Origin of the sequence: Trichocoleus sp. FACHB-40, from assembly GCF_014695915.1 — a bacterium.
GTDB lineage: Bacteria > Cyanobacteriota > Cyanobacteriia > Cyanobacteriales > FACHB-T130 > Funiculus > Funiculus sociatus.
The window spans coordinates 1-26,325 of the sequence record NZ_JACJPF010000102.1; the positions used below are offsets into that span (position 1 = coordinate 1).

Annotated in this window: 21 protein-coding genes and 3 pseudogenes; 6 read left to right on the forward strand and 18 right to left on the reverse strand. The window is 46.1% G+C overall.

The window, feature by feature from the left end; all coding sequences use genetic code 11:
* The first annotated feature begins 114 nt into the window (after nucleotides 1-114).
* Entirely contained in the window at nucleotides 115-552 is a 438-nt protein-coding gene (locus tag H6F63_RS24285) for a Uma2 family endonuclease (RefSeq protein ID WP_190639956.1), read from the forward strand.
* A 49-nt stretch (nucleotides 553-601) separates the two neighbouring features.
* On the forward strand, nucleotides 602-1,057 hold the full coding sequence (locus tag H6F63_RS24290; protein ID WP_190639940.1) for a DUF29 domain-containing protein: 456 nt from the start codon (nucleotides 602-604) through the stop codon (nucleotides 1,055-1,057).
* Between the two features lie 55 nt (nucleotides 1,058-1,112).
* On the opposite strand, the gene H6F63_RS24295 is transcribed toward H6F63_RS24290, so the two are convergent.
* The 4 genes from H6F63_RS24295 to H6F63_RS24310 all read right to left on the reverse strand — a co-directional run bounded on the left by H6F63_RS24295 (nucleotide 1,113) and on the right by H6F63_RS24310 (nucleotide 4,222).
* The gene (locus tag H6F63_RS24295; protein ID WP_190639941.1) at nucleotides 1,113-1,331 is read right to left on the reverse strand and encodes a hypothetical protein; all 219 of its coding nucleotides are present in this window, start codon (nucleotides 1,329-1,331) and stop codon (nucleotides 1,113-1,115) included.
* 114 nt (nucleotides 1,332-1,445) lie between these two features.
* Nucleotides 1,446-3,545 (reverse strand): pentapeptide repeat-containing protein, encoded by a 2,100-nt coding sequence (locus H6F63_RS24300; protein ID WP_190639942.1) that lies wholly within the window; start codon nucleotides 3,543-3,545, stop codon nucleotides 1,446-1,448.
* A 98-nt stretch (nucleotides 3,546-3,643) separates the two neighbouring features.
* A complete protein-coding gene (locus tag H6F63_RS24305; protein ID WP_190639943.1) occupies nucleotides 3,644-3,874 on the reverse strand; it encodes a DUF4926 domain-containing protein in 231 nt (76 codons plus the stop codon).
* 15 nt (nucleotides 3,875-3,889) lie between these two features.
* Entirely contained in the window at nucleotides 3,890-4,222 is a 333-nt protein-coding gene (locus tag H6F63_RS24310) for a DUF6883 domain-containing protein (RefSeq protein ID WP_190639944.1), read from the reverse strand.
* A gap of 184 nt (nucleotides 4,223-4,406) precedes the next feature.
* On the opposite strand from H6F63_RS24310, the gene H6F63_RS24315 reads away from it, so the two are divergent.
* On the forward strand, nucleotides 4,407-4,751 hold the full coding sequence (locus tag H6F63_RS24315) for a hypothetical protein (RefSeq protein WP_190639945.1): 345 nt from the start codon (nucleotides 4,407-4,409) through the stop codon (nucleotides 4,749-4,751).
* Entirely contained in the window at nucleotides 4,748-5,176 is a 429-nt protein-coding gene (locus H6F63_RS24320; protein ID WP_190639946.1) for an HNH endonuclease, read from the forward strand. The genes H6F63_RS24315 and H6F63_RS24320 overlap by 4 nt, the downstream gene beginning before the upstream one ends.
* 138 nt (nucleotides 5,177-5,314) lie before the next feature.
* Here H6F63_RS24320 and H6F63_RS24325 read toward each other — a convergent pair whose 3' ends face one another.
* From H6F63_RS24325 to H6F63_RS24335, 3 genes are all read right to left on the reverse strand, one after another.
* Complete coding sequence (locus H6F63_RS24325; RefSeq protein ID WP_190639947.1) at nucleotides 5,315-5,884, reverse strand: Uma2 family endonuclease; 570 nt, start codon at nucleotides 5,882-5,884, stop codon at nucleotides 5,315-5,317.
* Between the two features lie 172 nt (nucleotides 5,885-6,056).
* On the reverse strand, nucleotides 6,057-6,875 hold the full coding sequence (locus tag H6F63_RS24330; protein ID WP_190639948.1) for an SAM-dependent methyltransferase: 819 nt from the start codon (nucleotides 6,873-6,875) through the stop codon (nucleotides 6,057-6,059).
* A 131-nt stretch (nucleotides 6,876-7,006) separates the two neighbouring features.
* Nucleotides 7,007-7,786, reverse strand: a complete 780-nt coding sequence (locus H6F63_RS24335; RefSeq protein ID WP_190639949.1) for an aminoglycoside 6-adenylyltransferase — start codon at nucleotides 7,784-7,786, stop codon at nucleotides 7,007-7,009.
* 110 nt (nucleotides 7,787-7,896) lie between these two features.
* Here H6F63_RS24335 and H6F63_RS24340 point away from each other — a divergent pair, with 110 nt between their 5' ends.
* A complete protein-coding gene (locus H6F63_RS24340) occupies nucleotides 7,897-8,757 on the forward strand; it encodes an SMP-30/gluconolactonase/LRE family protein (protein ID WP_190639950.1) in 861 nt (286 codons plus the stop codon).
* 107 nt (nucleotides 8,758-8,864) lie between these two features.
* Nucleotides 8,865-9,557, forward strand: coding sequence for a Uma2 family endonuclease (locus H6F63_RS24345; RefSeq protein ID WP_190639951.1), 693 nt, complete (start codon nucleotides 8,865-8,867; stop codon nucleotides 9,555-9,557).
* Nucleotides 9,558-9,596: 39 nt separating this feature from the next.
* Here the strand turns inward: H6F63_RS24345 and H6F63_RS24350 are convergent, their stop codons facing one another.
* The 11 genes and pseudogenes from H6F63_RS24350 to H6F63_RS24400 form a co-directional block, all read right to left on the reverse strand.
* Complete coding sequence (locus tag H6F63_RS24350; RefSeq protein ID WP_190639957.1) at nucleotides 9,597-10,466, reverse strand: fructosamine kinase family protein; 870 nt, start codon at nucleotides 10,464-10,466, stop codon at nucleotides 9,597-9,599.
* Between the two features lie 85 nt (nucleotides 10,467-10,551).
* Nucleotides 10,552-10,743 (reverse strand): annotated as a pseudogene (locus H6F63_RS24355) (IS1 family transposase); the annotation flags it as partial.
* Nucleotides 10,744-10,769: 26 nt separating this feature from the next.
* A complete protein-coding gene (gene xylB, locus H6F63_RS24360; RefSeq protein WP_190639958.1) occupies nucleotides 10,770-12,206 on the reverse strand; it encodes a xylulokinase in 1,437 nt (478 codons plus the stop codon).
* Nucleotides 12,207-12,332: 126 nt separating this feature from the next.
* Nucleotides 12,333-15,878 (reverse strand): PAS domain S-box protein, encoded by a 3,546-nt coding sequence (locus tag H6F63_RS24365; RefSeq protein ID WP_190639952.1) that lies wholly within the window; start codon nucleotides 15,876-15,878, stop codon nucleotides 12,333-12,335.
* Nucleotides 15,879-15,959: 81 nt separating this feature from the next.
* Nucleotides 15,960-21,506 (reverse strand): PAS domain S-box protein, encoded by a 5,547-nt coding sequence (locus tag H6F63_RS24370; RefSeq protein ID WP_190639953.1) that lies wholly within the window; start codon nucleotides 21,504-21,506, stop codon nucleotides 15,960-15,962.
* 226 nt (nucleotides 21,507-21,732) lie between these two features.
* Nucleotides 21,733-22,092 (reverse strand): hypothetical protein, encoded by a 360-nt coding sequence (locus H6F63_RS24375; RefSeq protein ID WP_242020090.1) that lies wholly within the window; start codon nucleotides 22,090-22,092, stop codon nucleotides 21,733-21,735.
* 14 nt (nucleotides 22,093-22,106) lie between these two features.
* Nucleotides 22,107-22,799, reverse strand: a pseudogene (locus tag H6F63_RS24380) (IS1 family transposase).
* A gap of 27 nt (nucleotides 22,800-22,826) precedes the next feature.
* Nucleotides 22,827-24,026 (reverse strand): mannitol dehydrogenase family protein, encoded by a 1,200-nt coding sequence (locus tag H6F63_RS24385; RefSeq protein ID WP_242020092.1) that lies wholly within the window; start codon nucleotides 24,024-24,026, stop codon nucleotides 22,827-22,829.
* A 69-nt stretch (nucleotides 24,027-24,095) separates the two neighbouring features.
* The gene (locus H6F63_RS24390; protein ID WP_190639955.1) at nucleotides 24,096-24,839 is read right to left on the reverse strand and encodes an HAD family phosphatase; all 744 of its coding nucleotides are present in this window, start codon (nucleotides 24,837-24,839) and stop codon (nucleotides 24,096-24,098) included.
* Complete coding sequence (locus H6F63_RS24395) at nucleotides 24,820-25,689, reverse strand: hypothetical protein (RefSeq protein WP_347276835.1); 870 nt, start codon at nucleotides 25,687-25,689, stop codon at nucleotides 24,820-24,822. The genes H6F63_RS24390 and H6F63_RS24395 overlap by 20 nt, the downstream gene beginning before the upstream one ends.
* A gap of 79 nt (nucleotides 25,690-25,768) precedes the next feature.
* Nucleotides 25,769-26,325, reverse strand: a pseudogene (locus H6F63_RS24400) (IS1 family transposase); the annotation flags it as partial.

Below are 26,325 nucleotides of genomic sequence, written 5' to 3' on the forward strand. Positions count from 1 at the left end.
CAAGACGAGGAAATGAAAATATCATGGAAGCTAATAAGATTAATTAAGGTTTAGCCCAAAAAATATCATGATTTTGGGCTAATTTTTATGAAGTTTTCTTAACATTCAACATTTCTGGTAAGAATATTGGGCAATCACCTCTATAATAGTCCCTGCCTTGTTCTCTCCTCGGATATTAAAGTCAGGCTTGAGTCAGCAGACTGCTATTACTATCCCGATGTTGCTGTAACTTGCGATGAGCGCGATACAAACTCTACAGATGACTTCATCCTCTATCCCATTTTGGTCGTTGAAGTGCTATCTCCCTCAACAGCAGCTTTTGACAGAGGGGAAAAATTTGCTGACTATCAAACGTCTCCATCTTTCCGAGAATATGTGTTAATTAATCAATCTCAGATGAGCGTCGAGTGTTTTCGCCTTTCTGATTCAGGCGATTGGGTTTCTCAAATTTACAGCCAAGGAGATGAAGTTTACTTCGCAAGTATAGATATTCGCTGCGATATTGCTTCCATCTATCGAAAAGTCCCTGGACTTCAGAATGCTGATGCGTGAATATGAGAGCGATCGCTAGTCTAATAGAAGTTTACAACCATTGATAAAAATGCACACATCTCACCTCTATGAAACAGATTTTTATGCCTGGACTCAAGAGCAGGTTAGCCTACTCAAAACTCAGGAGTGGAATCAATTAGACAAGGGCAACCTGATTGAGGAAATTGAAGCTTTGGGCAGGAAAGAGCGGCAACAACTGAGGAATCGATTGGGAGTATTGCTAGGACACCTCCTAAAATGGCAATTTCAACCTGACAAACGCAGCAATAGTTGGTTGGGTACAATTCGAGAGCAACGTGTTCAGATCAGGTTGCTTTTGCAGGATAGCCCTAGTTTGAAACCTTATCTAGAAGAGGTTTTCCTCGCTGCTTATGAACTAGGCTTAGCTTTGGCGATTCGAGAAACTCAGTTGGGCGAACAGGTTTTTCCCGAAGAATGTCCCTACACTCCAGAGCAAGTCATGAATCCTGAATTCCTACCGGAGTCGAATCAGATTGATGGTTAAAGGAAGCGTCGCCTGGCGGATAACCTCTTTCCCTACGTTCTCACCGACAACCTATTTAAACTTCATCTCCTAGATCGTTTAGGTTATCTACGAAGCCTTGCTGAATACCTGCAATGGTTTCTAACCGATCGATCAATTGACGCACTTTGGTGGGATCGATTTTGCCAGGATCGAGAAAGGTGATCAGAACTTGGGTGCGATCGCTCACATCCTGTGGCAGTTCGGCGAGTTCAATTTGTCCGTTCTGATAAATGCCTTCGACAGTTTTTAGCATAAGTAGCAATAGGGTTGATAGTTCTCTCAATTGTACTGATTCTCGCCTGTGCTATCTGTTGTAATGTATGCTGGCAAGCGATCGCTCTTTGATTGTGCCAACAGCATCGAAAACTCAGGCTGAAATTCCTAGTGCCTTCAAAATCATCGGCAATAATTTACTGCAAGACTCTACGATCACAGCAGTATTCGGAAGGCTTTTCAGCGTTGCATCAAATATTTTATTTGCCTTCCGAATAAGCCCTTCTTTCTTGGTGGTTTCTTTTGTCTGTTGAGCTTCAGCCAATACCTGTACCTGTTCCAGCAAATCGGCTTTGTCCGTGTCAGGCAAGTTAGTGTCGTTTTCGATAGCTTGTTGAAGTTGTGTCAAAAGTTCTTTAAGGTTGGGCTGATCAGATTCAGATACATCTGGTAACTGATTAACGGCATTGGTCACGTCACCGCTAATTGTGCCGAGATTGACAACTCCACTGACATCGCCACCAACTAAGCCACTAATATCGCCAATATTGCCATCCGCGCTGATATTAATTCCGCTATTTTCTGGCATAAACTCTCCCTGAATGCTAAAAGTTGGTTGTTTGAGTGTCGTTTGAATCATTTGCTGTAGACTGCGAATTTGGACATCCTTTTCCGCCAGCAATAATTGTACTCCCGCAGGTAGCGCCTTAAGCCGATTGTAATCTGCAAAATATTCTCTGCTCAGGTCAGATTTGTCTGCCTCTGGTGCTGTTTGCACTTTCAAGTTGAGGCTATTGTGTCCTCGTTTCTCCACCGTCACAATTTCCAAGTGTGCATCTGGATGATTCTGTGCCAAATTCTTGAATGCTATAGAAATGGCGCGTGGGTCAACACCTTGAGTATGATACAGATCGAGCGTGTCCAGATAGGGTCGAATGAAGTCAGCAAATTCTCCATCTAAAAAGGTTTCGCACAGGTTATCCGGCTTCCTTAAGGGGTGAGGATTCTTCTTAGTCGGTACTCGCATATAGACATACTCACACTGCACACGATCCAATTTGGTAGTACCAGTAATGCCCCAGTCCTCAATGTAGGCACCTGTGAGGATCGCTCCGGTCAAATCTGCTCCGTCCAGTTGAGTCTGCCTCAGCACTGCCCCTGACAGATTAGCATTTTGCAAATTAGAGCGACTAAGATCAGTTCCAACAAAGCTGGCATCTACTAAATTCGCTTCGCGAAGATTAACAGCTTCTAAATCCATAAAATCAAAATTCTTATTACTACCCTCACCTTCAATCAGTAATTTCATCTTCAGAATAACTTTATTTAGCACATATTTATCTGGTATAAAGTTGAAACCAAAATTTTTAACTCTATACCAATAAACACGAGTACAATTACTCTCCAACAAGTTTGGCTTGATAAGGATTGCCCTAGTAAAATTACAATCTGTTAAATTAGCTCCTTGAAAGCTTACTGCTCCGAAAAAGGCTTCAACTGAGTTTTTAGATGAAGAATCGAAAACATTTGCAAGCAGGAACGCTGAGGGGAGTGTCAAAATTAGATGTTTTAACAAATCTAATTGAGAAGGCATATCTCTGGCATAATTCTCAATATCTTTAGAATAATTCTCAATTTGAAGATTTGAAAATTTCAGAATAGTGCCAATAAAAACTATAGCAATTTCAAGTTTTAAAAAGTAAACAGATGTATGTAAAAGAGTAGAGAGAAGATTGATGTAGTGCCTTTGGAGCCTCCATTGCTTGTAGTCTTTCTGCCAGTCCTCTGCTCTAAAGCAACCTAATACGTTGTAAATTGCAAACTCCTGAAATTGTGGTTCTGTAAACCTTTCTTGTAGAAATATTTTAAGCATGATGACTGCTGAAAAGAAGATTGTCACAATCAGCAACCCTAAAAAAGATGGATGTAGGAGCGTTGCTAGTCCAGCTAGAAATAGACAACATCCTATCGTGCAAATAGCTTTATATAAGATTATTCCTGCATTGACTCCAGTGAAATTTGCGCCTCTGAGCATGGCATTTGTAAAATCCGCTCCTCGAATATCGGCATAGCTGAAGTTGGCTCCGGTTGCATTCGTTTTCCATTCTTTTGTGGATGAGAACTTTGCTCCACGCAGGTTGGCGCTGGTAAAATCTACCCCTTCCAGGTTTGCCCCTCGGAAATCCGCTCCGGCAAGGTTACATCCTGCAAACGACTGATTCCTGAGATCCCGACCGACGTAATGTTTTGCCATAAGGCATGGGGCGAGAATAACTTAAATAAGTTGAGCTATCAATCTTAACCGATCGCTTATAAACGACAAGCGTGAGGATGCAAAAAGTAAGGATATTGTTAAGCTGCAACATCACCAGATACTGGCTCAAAGTGTAGCACCATAATTTGGTCTGGACGTAGACCAAGAGACTCGTAAGTGCGGCCTGTGCGATCGCTAAATTCAACTTCAAACGCCCTACCATCGGCAAGGATTTCAACAACTGTACCCACTTGCCCACGCCGCAGATTGAATTCAGGCAAATTGACTGTAAGAGCAACTACATCTAACAATTTGATTGTATCTGTCATATAAGCCTCCAACTCTTACAACGGGTAGCAGGTTGTCAATCTTGGAGTATCTGAGTCATGTTCGATCATCCAACCGCTACGAACTGTAGCGCTTCTCTCCCCCCATTCAAGCACAAAGTCAAGGGTATAACGTTGCCCGTAGTCGTCCCTTCGCCCTAGCTGTACCTCATGTGTTTTGATAACTTCCAGTAAAATCCTGCGTAACTCCTCTGCATCACTGGCAGTCATGCCAAGCATGGATTCAAACAAACGTGCCTTATGTTTGCCTTGATCGTGCGTGGAATTGAGACAGTAATCACGTAACTTACGGACATCAACCACAGCACGCTCTGCATTCGGAATTATCATACAACTGACACAAAAGGCTCAAGCAAAAAGTCTCTCAACTGATACCTGGATATCTGGAAATGCCAACGGCGCGATCGCATCATCCCCCTCAAACTCCATTCTCCCAAAGCCGAAGCAGCGCGAGATGCGATCGCAAAACAACTATAAGCTACGATGAATCCAAAGACCGAGAGAGAGAAAACCCATGTCTGAGCAAGTGCGTTATATTACCAACGAACAGGGGGAGCGAGTTGGCGTCTTGTTAGATTTGGAAGCATATAATCGACTTGCAAACCCACTGGCTCTGGATGAGGAATGCTTAATTGGCTTAAGCCGAGATGAGCTGCAAGCGTTAGCCGATAGTATGCTAGCTGCCTCAGCACAGAATCAATTGAACGATTTGCTATTTCGGAATGCAAAATCTCAACTCTGTGCTGACGAAATTGCAAATCTAGACCGTCTGCTAGCACAAGTCGATCAACTGACAATCCTCAAAACGAGAGCCAGATATACTCTGCACTGCCTAGAAAGATTGGCAACGGTGGCGTGAGTGCATATATTCCTGTTGAGCTACAGCGACAAATTCGCGTCCATTTTAGAGATTGCTGTGCCTATTGCCGCACAGCTGAAGCTCTAACGGTTGCAATTTTTGAGTTTGAACACATTCTTCCCCGCTCAGCTGGTGGAGAGACACTTTTCGAGAATCTTTGCCTTTCCTGTCCTACCTGTAATCGCTACAAAGCAACTCTCCAAACAGCATTAGACCCCACTACTGGGCAGATGGTGCCTTTGTTTCATCCCCATCGCCAAGCATGGGAAGAGCATTTTACGTGGAGTGAGGATGGGACAGAATTAGTAGGGTTGACACCTATTGGTCGAGCAACAATTGCTGCATTAAAGATGAATCGTCCCCAGTTGATTCGCGTGCGTCGGATGTGGGTCAAGGTAGGAGAACATCCACCAAAATTTGAGTGAAGCTCTGGGTGCTGCGTCGAGGAAGATTGCGATCGCACCATCCTCCTCAAAGTCCATTCCCCCAAAACCAAAACAGCACAAGAAGCGATCGCTCATAAACTAAAAGCGTGAGGATGCTGATGTGGGGAGCGATCGCATTCAAGCAAAAAGTCTCTCAACTGATACCTGGATATCTGGAAATGCCAACGGCGCGTAGACGCGAAGCGGCTTCTCGTCAGAGATCACACCTTCACGAATAACCTGTTGTGTAACGTACTGACCATTGTGAGGCTCTCGAAACACAATTATTCGCGTGTTTGATAAATCTAAAACCCAATACTCTTGAATTTCAGCAGTAGCATAAATAGAGGCTTTGAACTCTACATCTTTTTTCAGACTGGTCTTAGCCACCTCTACGACCCAAAATATATCATCAGGTTCAGGATGGCGATCGTTGTATGCAGACTCTGGCAGTCGAACGATTGCCATATCCGGTTCGGGTTCGGAGTCGGGTAGTGTAATTGGGCCATTGAAACGAACATCAGCTTTGCCTACTAGCAACTCCTCCAGGTATTTCGCGCCTCGCTTTGCCGTATTGTAATGAATCGGGGTTTCTGGACTCATTTCAACAATTTCGCCCGCTAACAACTCCACACGGCGATCGCGCAAAATCCCCGCTTCGATCATGCGGTGATAGTCATCCACAGACCATTTTGCTAGCGTTTTCATCGCTCCAATCGCTCATTATCATAAGATTGACTCAATTCTATAGCCTTTCAATTGGAGCAACGCATCTTTACCCCTCAAACTCCATTCTCCCAAAACCAAGGCAGCATTCTTAAGCCGCGCCTTTCACTGAACTAACCAAAAGCCCGGAATACATCCATCAAACCAACCTACTTTAACTTTCTAAAGTACAAACAAAGTAAAAATTGAAAATATTAGATTCTAGTGAACTATGAGGACGATATCTTTTGTATAAATCGGCTGTTGAAAAGTTTTCGCTAACTTTTAAGTTTAACTTTTTAGCAAATTTATCAACATTTTCAAAGCCAGTCAGCCACGGTGCGCCCATCTTTTCCAACTCATCCCTGTAATCATTTATATCCTGATACCCAGTTGTTCTTAAAATTACTCCTTCTGTAAAATAGTCCAAAGACAACTTGAATTCTTTCACATTGTCCCGAATCTGTTTTACTACAAAAATTATTTCCTCCTCAGTTAAATATGTAATATTGCCTTCCCATAAAAAATAGGTTGGTAGATTAAAATCAAATTTATTTCTAGCAAGCAAAGCAATTAAATCGTCTTTTATATAGTCCCCAGAAATGTATTTCACATTTGCTGAAATTTGGTTTTGTTTTAAACTTTCTTCTTTTAACAGAAGAGTATTTTGATTATCTATTTCAAAAAAAACTACGTCTTCTGTACCTTTTCTGACAGCACGGGTATCTAAACCAGAGCCTAAAATCACCACTTGCTGATAACCAAGTGAAATTTGATTTGATAATACATCATCGAAATATTTCGTCCGAATTTTTACCATGTCTTTTGCTGGAGTAAAGGTTTTAGCTATCTCCTTAGCAATTTTTTTAGTTTCATCATTGAGAAAAAGTTTAACAATTTCATCGGTGTAAAGAGGATTATTCTCTTCACTTCCTTCAACTCTAAGCTCAGCGATGATAAAAGCTGTTCCACTGACATTTTTAATTTCTGTCATGCCTGCTCCCGAAAAATTTAGTTAAATTTATATAAATTGTACTTGATTCGTGAAGATAGCTTTCTAAACGAACCGCAAAGACGATACATAGCGCGTTGGTTATAGCACTGAAGCAAGATAGGAAAAGAAATTCATAAATGAGTTAGGTTTGCTCTAGTTATAACCTCTTCTGCACGAGGTAAAGTTTCCGCAAAAAACAATTTGGCAAGTTGCTGTTTTTTTGTTAAATCGGCAATATCCCTTACACAATAAAGGGGTTCCATACGAGCGATGACCTCTGGGGGGAAGTCTCGGCTAAAATACTTTGTCTGAAAATCGTATCTATAAGGTCGATAAACCATTCCCAGAAGTTCTACTAAGAGTGGAAGAGTGTAAGAGTGGTAGTTAGCAATAGCCTCTACTAAACGTCCGCGATTTATCTCCTTTTTAACAAATATTTGCAAAAAATCAAAAGTATTTTGAAGATGATAGAATCTGACTTTCATTTTGGAGAAATGTTCGCTCAAATTCAAAGGAGGTACAACTAAGAGATTGGCTTTATCGAAGGCAACTACTATTTTTCCATGTCGCTCCATCTCTAAAAAATGATTGGGACTACTTCGCTTCATTACTGCAAAATCTATCAATAAGAAGGAACTTGCTGCTTCTAACTGATAAAAGCACTGCGAATGACCGTGCCATGTAGGTTCAGGAACTCGGAAATTAAACTTAATTTCCGATATTGTTAAGAGAGATTTTTCAAGGAGGTTAAAGGTTTCTTCAACATAATTGTCCTCAACAATTGCTACAATGTCGATGTCTGACCACTCATCTGTATAACCGTGGGCTGCGGAACCTCCCTGCCATAAAGCTAAGATAAAGTCTTTTGGCTGTAAGGTCGCAATAATTGTTTCTAGAATTCTTTTCCTCATTGTCTGGACTATTAACTACTTAATATTAAGCAATTAAGATTGCGATCGCTACTCACTAGCGATGCTCTAAAATTGCAGTTGCACTTTTCTATTGATCCTATACTCAAAGAATGGCAACACCATCTATCATCGCAGACTACCAATGCCACAATGCCGAAGGCCCCCTTTGGCACCCACTTGAGAAGCGCCTCTACTGGAGTGACATCCCCACAGGTCGCCTGTTCCGCTACGATTATGCCAGCAAAACCCACGAGCAAATTTACTCTGGGGAAGTTGTCGGCGGTTTCACTATTCAACAAGACGGTTCACTACTTCTATTTAAAGCTCGTGGAGCCATTGAGCGCTGGGAAGAGGGGAAAATTACCACCCTGATTCCCGAAATTCCCGACGAACGCGAAACCCGCTTTAATGATGTAATTGCTGACCCCGCAGGGCGGGTTTTTTGTGGGACGATGCCAGCACCTAATCGTCTCGGTCGCCTCTACCGCCTGGATACAGACGGTTCCCTCACTCAAATACTCGATGGTCTGGGTGTTTCTAACGGCATGGGATTCACCCCCGACCACAAGCAGCTTTACCACACCGACTCCGATAAACGGGAAATTTATAAGTTCGACTACGACCAATTTAGCGGCAATCTTAGCAATCAGCGCGTTCACATCACCACACCAGAAGATGAAGGTGTCCCCGATGGGATGACTGTTGATGCGGAAGGTTATATTTGGTCGGCGCGTTGGGATGGGGGACATTTGTTTCGCTACACTCCCGATGGTACAGAAGTTTTACGCATTCCTTTCCCAGCAAAAAAGGTGACAAGCGTCACGTTTGGCGGCCCGGATTACACTGATATTTACGTTACTACAGCAGGCGGTGACAACCGCGATGAGGAAGGCGAGGGAGCTGGGGCGGTGTTTCACCTTAATCTTGGTATTCAGGGTGTGCCAGAATTTCTGTCTAGAATTAATTTCTAAAATGATGAAAAGAGACAAAAATCAGGAGTCTGGAAAATAGCGATCGCTATTTCCAGCCTATTTAAAATTTTGTCGTAATTTATTGAGCGAGAGCAAGGTAAAATCCGATGACTATCTTTTCGCAACTTGACTCCGATCTACTCTATCCAGACAGTGACGGCAAACCAATGGCAGACAATACGGAACAGTATCGTTGGATAGTCATTATAAAAGAGAATTTAGAGATTTTGTTCGCTGCCATTAACGATGTTTTTATTGCGGCAGATTTGCTGTGGTATCCTGTCAAATCCAAGATAGTTTCCCCGACTGCACCCGATGTCATGGTTGTATTCGGCAGACACAAGGGGAAACGTCGTTCTTATCGTCAGTGGCAAGAAGATAATATCCCGCCCCAAGTTGTCTTTGAGATACTTTCTCTGAGCAACAATCAAGAAGAGATGGATCGCAAGCTGGAGTTTTACGATACTTACGGTGTCGAAGAATACTACCTGTATGACCCAGAAAGCTATGAATTAGAAGGATGGTTGCGGCAAGATCAACATCTGACAAAACTTTGGCAAATGGATGGCTGGACGAGTCCTCGCTTAAGAATTCGGTTTGCAACTGGACAGGGAGAGTTAGTAATTTACCGTCCAGATGGGCAGAGATTTTTAACTTCAGTGGAACTACAGCAACGGGCAGAACAGGCCGAGTTGTTGTTACAGCAAGAACGTCTTCGGGCTGAACAAGAACGTCTTCGGGCTGAACAGTTGGCTGCGTACTTGCGATCGCTTGGCGTTGACCCTGACAATCTCCCATAAGCAAATTATTCCTGCCAGGATAGCGTGTTACGCTCAACATCAAATTGAACGCAATATCTGTTCAATCATCCCCGACGCTTGCGACGCATAACCGCCGCCAAAAAGATTAAAATGATTCAAAATGTGATACAGGTTATACAGAGGTTTCCGCCGCTCGTAGCCTGGATCTAAAGGAAAAACTTCGTTATAGCCGCGATAAAACGCTGTTGGGAAACCGCCAAAAAGTTCCGTCATCGCAATATCAACCTCGCGATCGCCATAATACGCCGCCGGGTCAAAAATCACAGGTTCCCCTTCCACAGTACAACTGGCATTCCCCCCCCACAAATCGCCGTGAACCAGCGATGGTTGAGGCTGACGATCTGCCAATAGTTCAGGAATTGCCTCTAGTAACCGTTCTTGATTGGGAAAATGACCGCCGCGACGCAACGCCCGCCCAAATTGATAACCCAGCCGATGTTCAACATAAAATTCTCCCCAAGCTGCTGTCCAGGTGTTGATTTGCGGCGTAGAACCAATCGTATTATTTCTGTCCCAGCCAAAGGCATCTTTTCCCACCCAGTGGTGCATTGCTGCCAATTGCTGTCCCATTTTCTCCCAAGATTGGGTATTGCCACGTCCTAGTTCCAACCACTCCAGAACTAGATAGGCAGAATTCCCTTCAGTACCCCAGCAAATCGGTTTCGGGACGCGGATGCTGTTAGTTTCCAGCATTTGCTGTAAACCCAACGCTTCTGCCTCAAACATATCAACCAGAGAAGCTTGGTTGAGTTTAACAAAATAAGTACGCTGCCCATCGCTGATGGCATAACCTTGATTGATACAGCCGCCGCTAACCGAACGCTGCTGTGACGCAAGAAACTTTTCGCCAGTCAGGTGAGTAATACGAGCATCTATTTGTGTCCACATCATGGAAATAATTTTAACGCTCTCGTAACGCCAAGGGAAGCGCTCTCGCTACGCAAAGAAGGGTAGTAGTAATTTAGTGAAAAAATCACTGCCCAGATAGCGACGCATTATAATGATGGATAAAATACCAGATAGCCCCAAGGTGGTTTTCTAACTTTTTAGAAAACGACAAAGTTTTCCTAACCAACCGAGAAATTATTTGCTGCATCCTATTATTAAACCTCTCAATATTGTAGGTCAGCTCACTCTTTTTTCCAACGGCTTTATGCCGTTTGCTTGTTCCTCCTTGAGGCATAACTCCTATCAGATTTTTTTAAGTCGTGGATAAAGGGATTGATATCGCATCCAAGCCTCTTCTAGAACCCAATCAACTGATTGGGGCGTTGCAGCAAGCGTTGGTGTTGCTGCCAGTTTGATGGTGTCATTAGCATCTGCGTATACACCAATTCCGATACCCGCCAATAGAGCAGCACCACGGGCGGAAGCAGCAGCAACTGTAGTTGCATAGAGGGGTATTCTCAATACATCAGTCAGTAATTGTTTCCAAGGCATTTCTGCCGTTCCACCGCCTGCTAAACGCAATTCTGTTGCTTTAAAACCTGTAGCCTCAAGTGCCTCTAAACCTTGTCGCAAAGCAAAAACAACTCCCTCTAAAGCTGCCCGCATCATGTGCGCCTGTGTGTGATGAAGTCCAAGTCCTACCCATGCCCCACGTATATATGGGTCAAGGTGTGGAGTTCGCTCACCTGTAAGGTATGGCAAAAATGTCAACCCTTCACATCCTGGGGGAACAGAAAACGCTTTAGTATAGACTTGCTCCCAGCTCAAGCCGAGGATACCTCGCACCCACTCAAGCGCTAACCCCGCATTTTGCATTGCTGCAAGGGTGTACCACTGGTTAGGTACGGCGGCTCGATAGAGATGGGTACGACCCTGAGGATCGATAATGGGTTGCGATCGCGGTGTAATGATTTGAGCGCCTGTGCCGATGGTTAGTTGAACTAAACCAGGTAGTAGTCCGTTACCAAGTGCCGCCGCTGCCGTATCCGCAGCACCAGCAATAACGGGTAAGCCAATAGGTAAGCCAAGATGCTCTGAAGCAATAGCCGTCAGGTCACCTGCGATCGCACTAGAGGGAATAATTTTCGGCAACCAATCACAACGCAGATTCAGCGCTGAGATTGCATCCCCAGCCCAGTTGTCCGACACAACATCGTAAAGCAAAGTACCACTAGCATCAGATGGTTCGGTTGCGACTTCTCCAGTCATCCGTAACCGTAGCCAATCTTTTGGCTGGAGTGCCCAACGCGCTTGGGCGTAGACAGTAGCCTCGTGTTCTCGTAGCCACAACAAAGTTGGCCCCGCCATTCCAGCCGTAATCGGGTTGCCCAATCGCTCGCTTATAGCTGCATCGAGCGAATGATAAGTGTTAAGCGTGGCACTACGAGTATCTGCCCAGAGGATAGCAGGACGCAGGGGCTGACCCGACTCCGAAGCTAGGACAACACCGTGCATTTGCCCTGAAAGTGCGATCGCCTGTACCTGATCAGCGTGATTTCCCACTGCCTTCCTAACAGCCGAGGCAACACCTGACCACCAATCCCCTGGCTCAGACTCAGCCCATCCGGGGTGGGGTGCATGAACAGGATAGGAGCTTGATGCTTCACCCATAACGCTTCCGTCTGTCGCTAGGAGCAATGCCTTAGCAGAGCCTGTTCCTAAATCTATGCCAAGCAGCATCAGGCTAATCCTCAAGACGTGACATCCTCCCACACTATACTCAAAAGACATCTTCGATAATTAACCTGAGATTCTTGTAGCGAGGTAGCTGAATCTTAATTTCCCGCAGATGTCTAATACTCTGCCTTACCCAATTCGATGAAGCAATTGCTCAATTGTCTGCACTAACATTTCCGGCTCAACCGGCTTGGAAAGATGCCTGTGAAATCCGGCAGCTAAGGCTTGCTGCTGATTGATTTCTCCAGCATAGGCAGTAAGTGCGATCGCGGGAATCTGTCCTCCCTCCTGTGTGGATAGTTGTCTGACTTGACGAATCAACATATAGCCATCAATTTGTGGCATTCCAATATCAGCAATCAAAACATCTGGCTTAGATTTATCAAGTTGTTTTAGCGCATCTGTTGCTGAAGATGCACAGATCACGGTGGCTCCCGCTCCCTCCAAGATAAATTGAACTAACTCTAAATTGTCTACTTCGTCATCGACTGCCAGGATACATAATCTAGCCAAGGGTGAAGTGTGAGCATTGAGTGATAGATTGTCCTTCTGGTCACTGTTTGCATCATTTCTCCTGGCTAACAACGGAAGAGTGACGGTAAATGTTGCTCCCTGCCCTTCTCCAGAACTTTCGGCTTTGGCAGTGCCACCATGTAGCTCAACGAGGCGACGCACGATCGCTAATCCCAGCCCTAACCCACCAAATGTTCTAGTAATACTGCTATCGGCTTGTCGAAACGTGTCAAAGACATAGGGAATAAACTCTGGCTTAATCCCTTTCCCCGTATCCCTGACTAGAATTTGAGCATAGGAATCAATCGTTTTTAGCTCAACTTCAACTCGACCTCCAGTTGGGGTGAACTTAATGGCATTGGTGAGCAGGTTCCAGACAACCTGTTGCAATCGGGCAGCATCTCCTAACGCCTCCCCCCCAGTCGATTCAAGCTGAGTTTGAATTTGAATGTTCTTCGCTTCGGCGGCTAGACGCACTGTTTCGATCGCGGCTGTAACAGTTGTTTTTAAATTAATTGGAGTAGAGTCCAAACTCAACTTGCCTTGCAGAATACGAGAAATATCCAGCAAGTCCTCAATCAGTTGAACTTGTAGCTCAGCATTGCGTTCAATCGTTTCGAGAGCTCCCGCCGTCTTGCTGGAATCGAGGGTTCCCCTTCGCAGCAGTCGAGTCCAACCCAGAATCGGATTCAACGGAGTTCGCAATTCGTGCGACAAGACAGCTAAGAACTCATCTTTAATTCGGTTAGCCGCTTCTGCTTGTGCCCGTGCTTGCCGTTCTGATTCGTAGAGTCGTGCTCGGTCGATCGACTGCGCCGATTGCTGTGCTAGTGCCACAACGAAAGCGCGATCGCTCTCGGAAAGTCTGGGAACGGTCGAAAAACTGAGCGACAGTCCACCAACGGCTTGTCCTTCTATCAACAATGGCACTGAAATCCAGGCTTGAGAACCAGCCTTGGCATACGCTTGGGCTAAATGAGGATAACGGGCAATTCGGTTTTCGATGGTTTCTTCCCAAACAGGTTGCCCAGTTCGCACGGCTTCTGCCAGAGGATAGGGTGCATGAATCGAAAAACTGCGCTGAAACTCTCCGACGTGCTCATACCCGATCCCTTGAATAATCTCCAGTTCGCTTGCATCCTGGTTTAATACGGCAACCAAACCAGAACTCGCTCCCAGTGCGGACATTCCCTGTTCAATAATCACCTGAGCCACTTGAGCCGAGGTTAGCGATTCAGAAAGCGCTGTCATCAACGCCAGCAATCGAGCCGTCCGGTTAGCAGCGAGTTCGGCGGCTAATTTCGCTTGTTGTGTTTCATTATAGAGACGAGCATTATCAATGGCCATCGCTGCCCGCCGAGCTAAATCTTCAGCCAAGGAAATGTCTTCCAAGCGATAGTGGCGATCGGATTCAGTAAACACAAACGTAATGGTACCCAACACGCGCCCGCGTGTCTGTAGCGGTGCAATGATGCAGGACTTTAACCCAACTCCACGCAATATTTCCAGGTATTCAGCATTCGGCACGGCGGCAACTAACTGTTCATCTGTAATCTCAATTCCAATTTCAACCTGTCCTGTTTGCATGACTTTAGCAATGCCATACCCATCATCGAGATGTCTGGGAAAGCGTTGAGCCAAATCCCAGCCAAACTGGACTTTTTCGGGATCGCAATGAGCCACCGCAACACGCCCGATCGTGCGATCGTCATTCAGCAGATCGACACTACACCAATCTGCAAAATAAGGAACTGCCAGCTTTGCAACGCTTTGGAGGGTTTGTTCATACTCTAGTGAAGAAGAAAGAACAGCACTCACTTCCGCTAAAAATGCTGATTTTTGCTGAGAATTCTCTGCTACGGCACGGGCTGCCTGTTCTTGAACAAGCTGTACTCGTTCTTCTTCGGTTTGCTTGCGCTCAGTAATGTCGCTTAAAGCAGCAATGACATTGATAATTTGCCCTTCTTCGTCTAACAAAGGGGAAGCATTGATCGAGAGAATCGTGCGGGTGCCATCGGCATGGTTAATGGCATGTTCAATGCCATAAATAGCCTGACCTGTTTGCATCACCCGCGCGAACGGCAGTTCATCTTCTGGGAAAGGATGACCGTCCACGGTTGTAATGAACCAGGATGGATCGTTATAGCCTCGCTCCACAATGTCACTGCGAGTCAATCTTAAAATCCTCTCTGCTGCCCTATTTGCCGCAATAATCTGTCCGGTAGAATCTAGAATGGTGATGCCATCAGGAATAGTTTGGAAGATGCTCGATAATTGCGCTTCACGCTCGCGCAGAGCAGTTTCTGCCTGCTTGCGTTGTGTAATGTCGTGCATCACGACAACAGCACCCTGTTTTTCGCCGTTGGCGGCAATAATCGCCTGTCCAGTTGCTAACAGCGTTCGGGCAGTTCCCTGCTGCGGAACAATCATCATTTCCACATCACGAACGTTCTGTCCTTGCAATGCCCGGAACAGGGGAATATCCTCTGTATTCATGGGTGTTTTGCCGTCGGACAAATACAAGTTATAATACTCAGCCCATTGCTCCGGTGGAACTGGCTGTTGAGGTAATCCATGAAAATCTTTAGCTGCTTGGTTAAATACAGTCAATATGCCCTCGGCATCGCAAGCCACAATGCCTGCTTGAACGTTGTTTAGAATTGCCTTCAAAAAGTCCTGTTCTTTCTGAAGAGTGGCTTCCACCTGCTGGCACTTGGCGATTTCGGCTTTCAATTGTTGCTCGGCTTGAGATGTTTGGGTCGTATCTTGGAAGTAAAGGAGTAAGCTATCTTCACTCTTAATTGCGCGAATTTTCAACCACTTGTTGAGTGAGGGATAGTGTTCTTCAAACTCGATTGCAGTTTGCGTTACGATTACTCGATGACAATGCTGATATAGCTCAGAGGTAGGATCGACCGAAAATACTGCCCATATATTTTTGCCGATTAGGTCTTGCCGCTTCCTATTTAAAAGCTGTTCTGCTTTACGGTTGACATAGGTGCAGTGCCACTGTGAATTAATGGAAATGAATGCCTCAGCCATATGATCTACGATCGCCGCAAATCGTGCTCCGCTCACTTGGCAGTCCGCACAAAACTCCTGAGTAAAATTTAGAGTAAGCTCTTCTCGATGATTCAAGGAGTTTGTACGATCAACTTTCATTGTGGTGAGTCCTGCCTACTTACCTATTGTGTCAGTTATTTTGAGGGAATCAAGATACAACCTGCCTAAAATCTAAGTCCTTCAGTGTTTAAGCAAACGGGCGATCGCTTTTACTAATTCCTCAGGTTCGACAGGCTTCGAGATATGCATCCCAAATCCGGCAACTAAGGCTTGCTGCTGATTGATTTCTCCAGCATAGGCAGTAAGGGCGATCGCAGGAATCATACCTCCCTTTTCAGGTGACCACTTTCTAATGTGCCGAATCAGGGAATAGCCATCCATCTCTGGCATCCCAATGTCACATAAGAGTAGATCGGGGACAGATTGATTCAGGAGAGTCAACGCCTGTGTAGCCGAAGCGGCTGTCGTAACTTGTGCGCCAGATTGCGTTAAGGTGAATGCTGCCAACTCCCGCATATCTGCATCGTCATCCACCACCAACACATAAACCCCTGCTAAGTCTGTCGCACTTTCTGGGTGCCTGTCATCAGAAGAGGGTTCCGGCTCAACGATGTTTAACGGGAGCCGGATGGTAAATGTAGCCCCTAAGTTCTGTCCTAAGCTGTCTGCTTGAACGGTTCCTCCATGCAGTTCGGTAAAATGGCGGACGATCGCCAGTCCCAATCCTAATCCGCCAAATTGTCGGGTTGTTGTGCCATCTTCTTGACGGAAGTAGTCAAACACATAGGGTAAGAAGTCTGGACTGATGCCTTTTCCAGTATCTTTGACTTGAATCTGAGCATATGTACCGACTTGCTCTAGTTCCACCTCGATGCGTCCTCCGGTTGGGGTGAACTTCACAGCATTGGAGACGAGGTTCCAAACTACCTGTTGCAGACGATTTGTATCACCTGAAACCGTTCTTGAAATCGGATTAAATGTGGTCTGGATTTGAATGTGTTTGGCTTCGGCTGCTAGTCGTACCGTTTCCAGGGCAGCTTCAATCGTTGCCGCCAGATTCACAGGAGCGACGTTTAACGTCATTTTTCCTTGCAGAATGCGGGAGACATCCAACAAGTCCTCAATTAATTGCGCTTGCAGCTTGGCGTTGCGTTCGATCGTTTCTAGGGCTTGTTGGGTTTTTGTGGCATCGAGTCGCCCAGTTCGTAGCAATTTTGTCCAGCCCAGAATCGGATTGAGGGGCGATCGCAACTCGTGGGACAACACGGCTAAAAATTCGTCTTTAATCCGGTTAGCGGCTTCTGCTTTTGCGCGATCGCGTTGAGCCACCCGGTACAAGTGAGCATTGTCGATCGCCAAAGAAGCACGACGAGCCAATTCCTCTGCCAGTTGCAAATCTGCTGAGGTATACCGTCGTCCAGATTCGGCACCGATAAAGGAAATGACCCCTAGAATTCGTGCCTGAGTTCGTAGTGGCACCGTCATTACCGAGGTGAATCCAACCTGCCGCAGAATCTCTAAATGCTCTGGGTCACGGGCTGCCTGTACTAACAGTTCATCGGGAATCTCCGGCACCAAATCAGATTCCCCAGTTCGCAATGTAAATGCAGCACCGCGAGGGTCATCGGGGTTTATAGGATACTTGTCTCTAATCTGATAGGCCCATTCCAGCTTGGCAGGGTCGATGTGAGCCACCGCAATCTGCTCGATCCCACCATCCTCTTCTATCATGTGAACCGTACACCAGTCCGCTAATTCCGGCACTGTAAGCTGCGCGACTCGCTCTAGAGTCGTTTGATAATCCAGGGAGGATGCAAGCACGGCACTTGCCTCAGAGAGAAAGTGTTGGGCAAGCTCTAACCTGACGCGCTCAGTCACATCGACCACATAAACTAAAACGCCTTCTACCTGAGCATTTGAGTTAACAGTCGGAAGATAATAAACGTTGTAGTAACCGGGACGGCGATCGCTACGTCCGGGAACATTTACCGCAAAGTTTGGTGAAATGAAAGGATTCCCTGTGGCGTAAATCTGATCAAAGACTTCAACTAATTGAGGATCGGATTGGCCAAAAAGTTCTGCAATGGATTGTCCTAAGTGTTGTTCGCGGGTTAATCCATTAATTTCTGCTAAGGCTTCGTTGATGGCAATAAATCGCTGCTGGGCATCTAATAGGGCAAGTCCAATCGGAGATGTATTAAAAATAGTTGCCAATTGGTGCTGTGCCGCTTCTGCCTCTGAACGGGCAATGCGTTCGCGCTCTAGTAGTTGTTCTCGTTCCTGTTCCGCTTGCTTGCGTTCTGTGATATCAATGACGGCTCCGATCGAATGCTTGGGATTTCCCTGACTATCATAAGTAAGCTGACCTCTGGCTTCGACCCAGTGAATGGAGCCATCTGACCAACGCAGGCGATATTCATGGTGATACTCTTTCTTGTCAGCTATGGCTTGCTGAAGTTTTGCCTCAGCTTCTGCTAGGTCATCAGGATGAACCCGACTTGCCCAAACCTTATAGCCCGGTTCGCACTCATTCGGTTTTAGCCCTAGTATCGTGAAGTGACCTTCTGACCAAAGCAAGGCATCGGTCTGCATGTCCCAGTCCCACGTTCCCATGCGTCCAACCTTCAGAGCGAGTTGCAGATGAGCTTCACTTTCTCGCAATTCCTCCTCTGAGCGCGATCGCTCCACGGCTAGCCAGGTTTTTTGAGCAATTCGCTCCATTAGCACCACATCTTCCTCCGTCCAGTGGCGAACAGAGACATGGTGCAACACTAACACTGCAACAAATCGCCCTTCTTTCACCAAGGGAACACATAGGAGAGATTTGGTTTGAATTGCGTCAAAGGCAGCCGCCCCAACTCCGGCAGTCCGAGGATCGGCATCGACATCATCGACGACAATAGTTTTGCCCTGTTTTAATTCAGCAATAAGTTCAGGGCCAAATGAATCCATAGGATGGCTACCCACAATGCTGATTACACCATTGCAATAGTCGCGATCGACGATGACGTATTCCTGAGTAGAATCAATTTCACCGTAGGTACAACGAGTAACTTGGAAGTGTTGCCCTGTCGAACAAACCACTTTCCACATAATTTCCTTGGGGTCTTGAATGGCACGAATCGCATCATTCAATTCGATTAGGAATTGCTGAATTTCTTCTTTCTGCTGGAGGTTCTTGAGCAGTTGTTCAATTTGTTGCCTTGCCCGCACCTGGGCTGTCACTTCAATGTTATAAATCAACACACCCTGAATGGTTCCCTCAGCATCCCGCCAAGCCGCAAAGATACAGTTGAAAAATGCTTCTTCTAACACCCCATCGCCGTTCCGATCCCAGTAAGTAGGTGACTCCTCCCGAATAAATGTTTCTCCCGTCCGGTGAACCTGTTCAAACGCTTCAAAGTAAATTTGCCCCTCTATCTCTGGGAAAACATCCCGTATTGATTTCCCAATAATGCCTGGAGTGCGTCCAGTCCCTTGCAGGTAGGTGGGATTGGCAAATTCATACACAAGATCGGCACCTTTAACAATGGCAATCATGGCAGGCAATTGCATCAGGATGTCATGCAACCGCTTGCGTTCGGTTTCCGCTTCGAGTCGGGCAGATTGTTCTCGTTTTAAAAGGCGATCGCGTTCTGCTTCGATCTGTTTGCGTTCTGTAATATCAACCGAAACGCCAATCATGCGAACTCCTTGCCCCGTCTCATCCAGATAGACTCGCCCCTGACTGTTGATCCAGCGCACAACGCCGTCTGGACTAATTACCCGATACTCCGGTGCGTAGGGCTGTTCTCCAGCCATTGCCCCTGCCGCCGTTTGGAGCACCTGTTGTCGATCGTCTGGATGAATGAGCGCAAAAAACTCTTCTCCCGTCCCTTCATGAAGACCCCAAACGTCTAGAGCATTAGCAGAACAGACTACTCGATTGGTTTTTAAATCCATATCCCAGACAACCATCTGAGCCGCCCTCAGTGCCAATCGCAGGCGTTCTTCACTCTCTCGTAATGACTGTTCAACCTGTTTGTAATCCGTCACATCACGAGTAATCCCCAGTACCGTTTCCACGGAGCCATCAGGAGCAAATTCAGGGACAATACGCGACTGATACCATCGAATACCATAAGAAGTCGGAAACTTAAATTCAATCGTCTGTTCGGAGCCGGTTGCAAAGACTTGCCGCCAACTGTCATGCCAAACGCGATATATATCTTCTGGCATTCCTAGCTCGGCATTGGTCTTGCCAACAAATTGCTCTGAGGGAATACCTGTTGCCAGTTCTATAGAAGGGCTGACATAAATATGGCGAAACTCTGCATCAATTCGGCTAATAATGTCTGGGGCATTTTCCGCCACCATTTTAAACTGTTGCTCTCGCTGCCACAGTTGGCGTTCCAAGCGTTTGCGCTCTGTTAGGTCAATTACAAATCCTAGTCCCAAATCATCGGGTTGTCCTAGATAGGCAGTTCCCACCAAGACGGGAACGCGAGTACCGTCTTTACGAATGTATTCTTTCTCAAACGGCGCATGGCGACCAACTTGTTTCATCTGTGCCATTGCTTCCTCGTCTAAATGCCGAAACTCCGGTGGAGTAATCTCAAGGAAGTTTACCTCTCCCGATAAAACTTCTTCTCGCGTGTAACCTAAAGTGGCAAGCCAAGCCTCGTTGACTTCCAGAATATTGCCTTGAAAATCGCCAATAATAATCCCAATGAGATTCGCATCAAATAGACCTCGTAGCTGCGATTCACTCTCGCGTAAGGCTTGCTCTACATGCTTGCGTTCGCTCACGTCTTGGAAGACAACAACGGCTGCAACAATCTGCCCCTGGTTATCTAAAATTGGTGCTGAGTTGACGTTAACGAAAATGCAGTTACCATCATCTCGATGAATTGCTATCTCTTCGTTGGTAACGACTTCACCTGTTTTTAGCGATCGCACCAATGGATACTCATGAGCCGAATAGAGTTGACCATCTAAGTGAAAGATTTCACTTGGAATAATGGGTGCATATTCCTCAACAGCAAGCAACTGTTCGTAGCCATACCCAACAATTTGCTTGGTTTGCTCGTTCGCCAGAACTAATTTACCGGATGCCGCATCGGCAATCATGACTCCAGCAGGCATTTGTCGCAAAACGGCTTCAAATTGGGCGCGTTCAATTTCAAGCTCGTGCAACAACCGTTCTCGCTCTGCCTCCGCTTGCTTGCGATCGCTCACATCTCGAAAATAAACCGCTACACCCTCCGCAGAGGGATAGGCATTCGCCTCTAACCAACGCTGAACCGGCTCCCCAAATTCTTCCCAGGAAACAGGAACCTGTTCGATCGCTGCCCGATGTAGTTCCCGATAGGCAATTCCACCGACCAACTCAGGAAAAACCTCGTTCCAAACGTGCTTTCCCAGTAACTCTTCGGGCGTTTTGTGCAGGATTTTAGCCGCCGCCCGATTCACGTAGGTGTAGCGCCAGTCGCGATCGAAGGCGACAAAAGCATCCGTGATGCTTTCAAGAATCGTTGCTACCTTGCCTTCAGTTTCTTGGACACAGAACAACTCTTCGCTCTCAAGGCTGCGGGCAAAGTGTTCAATGACTTCAGAGCGAGAAATTCCTCGCCTGTGAGCCTCTTTATCGAGCGATCGCCATGCTGTATTAGTCAGAGATACGCTAACTCGCTGTTTCGTCTCCGAGTTCCAATTGCTAACAAACTTGCCTGTGGCGTCGCGCTTCATAAAGAGTCATCCGTATGCATACACGGTCTTCTCCATTCAAGCCGAGTTACTCCCTGAGGAGAATCCGCCTTAAGAGTGATGCTTTGGTGAGAGGGAAGATAGGAAAGAAGAACCTCAATAAATATTGCGCTGTAGTGGCTGCTGAATTTCCCTTGGCACTCGTAGACATAGAGCTGGGCTAGACGGGAGAATCCCACGGCTTTAACGTAGTGCAGCCGTGGCAGTGTCAAATAAGTTTCCTCACGGATGCGGATGGTGCCTGCGACAATCGCGCTAGCGTTCCTTGAGCACCAAACTCATGCAAACTACGCAACTTGTCAGCAACAGTCTCGACGAAACGTGGCGACTGTACTAAATCTCCAAAAATCTCAAATATGCTGAGCAAGGGTCTGGGATCTGTTTTACCTGAGCGGGCTTGTTGAGTGAGGATATCAGCTAAGGGGTCATCAATGGGGATAGGACGCTTCTGGTCGTCATAACCATTGAGGTATTGAAACCAAGCAGCTATCGTCAAACTTAGATAATCGATCGCACCTCCAAGTTGTAATTTATCGCGGAGCGACCCTAAAACAAACTGGCGTTGCATAATGGTGCTATGAATCATTGAGGAATAGGGACATCCCAGAATTTGAGATAGTGCAGTAACAGCCGAATTGAGTATCTCAGCATTTCCTCGGATTTTGAATAGCACAGAGTTTTGCGATGCAATCGAGCCAGATAATGCCGCAACCGGGTATTTTCCCCTTCCACCCGTGTCATGTAAGTCTTGCTGACAATCTGGTCTCCTGCTGGAATAAAACCTGGATAAACTGACCATCCATCAGTAACATAAAAGTAACATTGCCAGGTGGCCACAACTGCCCATAAAGGTGCAAAGGTCTTGGCACTGTGATCTCCCAACACCCACCCTAAGATCCCCTGTTTAAAGTGGTCAACTGCCGTCCAGAGCCAGATTTTGTTTTTTTTGAACCAACAAAGGTTTCCAATTCATCAAGTTCGCCCACTTCAGGAATACGTTCAGGCTCATAGGCATCGGGTAGATTTTTTCCCACTTGCTTGACCCAATAAATCACGGTGGTGTGATGGACACCTGTGACTCGCTCAATGCCTCGAAACCCCATGCCATTAACATACATTTTCAAACATAAAGCTTTGATCTCATCGGAATATCCTTGGGGGGCTGTGTAAACATCAATAAACTGACGACCACAATCTACACAAATGTGATGCAAGTTTACCTCGCATCTTACCGTTCTTACGGATATGATTGGAACCGCATTCAGGACATTGCATCAGATTTAGCCTCAATTCATAGCACCATTATGCAACGCCAACAAACTTAGGAATTTTGGCCGATCCATTCAGGCACAGGCGCGGAAGCTGATCGCGAATTTTAGGATTGGAAAACCGTTCAATTAGAGTCTTTTTATACTCGTCTAAATCAATCCCAGGAACAGGTTGGAGCGTTGGTGTCACCTCGTCCATCAGGTTAGCAACGGCTTGCCGGAATAACGGGTCTGCCATGACTTCATAAACGTAGGTATAACCTGCCAGAGAGCCGAGATAGCCAATCAACATATGACTGGCATTGAGCAGCCGAAGTTTCATCATTTCGTAGGGATGAACCTCGTTAGTCATCTGTACGCCAACGGATTCCCAATCGGGTCTGCCTGCACAAAATGTATCTTCGATTACCCACTGGGTGAAAGGCTCCGCGACGCATGGAAACGCATCATCAATACCAAACTGTTGGGCCACCATTTTGATATCTGCTGGGGTTGTCAGCGGAGTAATGCGATCGACCATGCAGTTGGGAAACGCAACGTGTTCAGCAATCCAACTTCCTAACTCTGGATCACGCATTTGGGCAAATGTTGTTAGCATTTTCCGCACCATGTCGCCGTTGCCCTGGATATTGTCGCAGGACAAGACTGTAAAGGGTGCTAACCCCTGTTTACGTCGTTTTTCGAGTGCCGCGGTCAAAAAACCGTATGTCCCAATTGGTTGGTCAGGATGTTGCAAATCGTGCTGCATCGTCGGGTGGTTTACATCGAAATTTCCACTTCCTTCAATGTAGTAGTAGCCGCTTTCAGTGATCGTTAGAGTAACGATTCGGCATTTGGGATCTGCTAATGCTTCAATAACTGCTTGACGATTGTTTGGTGCAAACAGGTATTGAGTGATTGAACCAATGATCCGAGCGCGATCGCACTCAGGCGATCGCTCAACTAAGGTATACAAACAATCTTGGGATTGAAGCGCATCCCGCATCCGCCTGTCAAAGTCATAGTCCAGCAATCCAACACCACAAATTCCCCAGTCACTACCAGGATTCTGATGGAAATAATCATCTAGATAAAGCGCTTGGTGCGATCGATGAAATCCACCAACTCCAATATGCACAATTCCATTAGAAATTTGATGGCGATCGTACTTGGGTATGCGAACGTTTCCAGGTAAACGAGACAGGGATGCTTCATTCAGCTTGATTGTTGAGCCTGTGGTGGTATTGCTGTTCATTTATATGTGTTAAAGCGACTGTGCCTGGTCAAGCTTTGGGCTTCAAGCGATCGCCTGATGCCCGTGTCTTTAGGCTGGGATTACTGACAATATCCCGATAAGATCGTGCATCCGCTCAATAACTTGCTGGGCACCAGCCGACACAAGAGCATCTGCACGGCTTCTTCGTTCATCCTCGTTTACATGAGTTCCCCCTACATAACCGATAATCTGCCCAATTCCAGCGGCAACAGCAGCCCTTACCCCACTGATAGAATCTTCAATTGCCACGCAATCCGAAACTTCAGCGTCCAGACACTTCACTGCATGTAGGTAGATGTCAGGAAGCGGCTTGGGACGCGGAACGGGGAGAGAGTCGTGAGCGCTAAATACCAGCTCACTCGGGAAATAGTCGGTCAGGGCAGCTGCACCAAGGCAAGCACTCAGCCGCTGGAAGCTGCTGTTACTGACTAGTGCATATTCAAATCCGTCGTCGCGCAGGGAAGACAGCACTTCCGGCGTTCCGACCGTCGCTTTTGCCTCTACACTAAGCCGTTCAATCGCTCTCTTTTCTTCTTCAGCGACTAGCCTGTCAATATCGCGCTCATTAAGAGTGGTTGATGAGTCTGCGTAGATCTTCTTGAGTGTTTCCCTGTAAGATTTCCCTGCGAAGCTTTTAACAAAGTCCTCAAGCTCATAGTGTTGAGCGCCAGGGAACTCACGAGCCACTTCACTTGTCAGCCTCCACGCGCTCTTAAGGGCTATGATTTCACTATCAACGACAGTCCCGTCATGATCGAAAAGCACCACCGTATCATGCTGAAGCGGTTTCATTTAAAAAGCCTCCCTCGCAGTAATTCTTAAGCGTAGTCAATAATCCTTGGGTCTGAAGATCTCGCAAAGCCCTGTGGCATTCATTATCTACGACCTCTGTCTGTTCGCAACTCTCCAATCCCAGAATCTGGCTAATCACTGCCCCCTGTTGAATCGCTGTAATTGCGCTTTGGGTATCCTTGGCATGATAGGACTGACCAGACTCGCTCGCCCCCTCTCTGACTGCAAGAAGCCACGCCGCAACGGGAAGTATAATCCGCTTCATGCTGACCTTTCGGCTATAAGCATCCTCAAGTATCGGAAAGATATACTTGCCTACTTTCCTCGCTGTTTCTGAACAGATTCTCTCAGTAGTATCGGGAAGATCTTCGTTACTCAGCCTTAGTAACACTTGCTCCATATATTGTTCGCACATCTCGCGAGGCACTGGTGTTGCTGCTGCGATATCGTCCATGAGAAGCCGAGTAAACAAGTGGAATTCCGGTAGTGCGATCGCCTCATGCATATACTTTATACCTGCTCTTACCGCTAAACAGGCTATGAAGGAGTGTACTGCATTCAAGAATCTCGACTTCATATATAGAAAGGGAGTGATGTCTTTCGTCATAATGACCCCCGCATCTTCCCACTTGGGTCGATCGCCTGTGAAGTTGTCCTCCACGACAAACTGCCAAAATGGTTCGGTTACAATGGGTGCGCGATCGCGAACTTGCAACAGTCGGCTGGGATAGTTATAGTCGGATTCTTGCTCTTGAGGCACAATCCTGTCTACCACCGTATTCGCAAAGGTTGCGTTATCCCTGATGTATTCTGCAAGCTGAGGAGCGATCTCTACAGCGTAAGCTAGCACTGCTTTTCGCAGGATCTCCCCGTTTCTTGGGAGGTTGTCGCAAGAAAGGGTAGTGGTAAATATGTAGTGAAAAAAATTCTTACATAGATAGCGACGCATTATAATGATGGATAAAATACCATATAGCTCCAATGTGATTTTCTAACTTTTTAGAAAAAGACAAAGTTTTCCTAACTAATCGAGAAATTCTTTGACGCATCGTATTATTAAATCTCTCAATATGGTTGGTCAGCCCGCTGTTTTTGCCCACGGCTTTATGTCGTTTGCTTGGAATAACCTGCTCATAAGCCGCCCAATAATCTGTATAACAAACAGCACATTGCCGATAAATTGATGGGAGAGAATTCCATAATCCTCTAGCCCCTTGTTCGCTGCGATCGCCAATATAACAACCGACAATTTCCCTAGTTTTTTTATCCAATGCTAACCAAATCCACTGCTTATTATTTTTATGATTAACGAATGACCAAGCTAGCCTTCGGCAACGCTTCGCGTACATCACATTCGATGTTTAATTTAGATCTATGTTTGCTTGAAACGTTTACCTGTTGAGGAACTGAAGCATATTTAGTATTAACGTAATCTTGAAGCCATTTTTTAGAAACGCTAGTCACCCTGGCAATTCCTGCTAAAGGA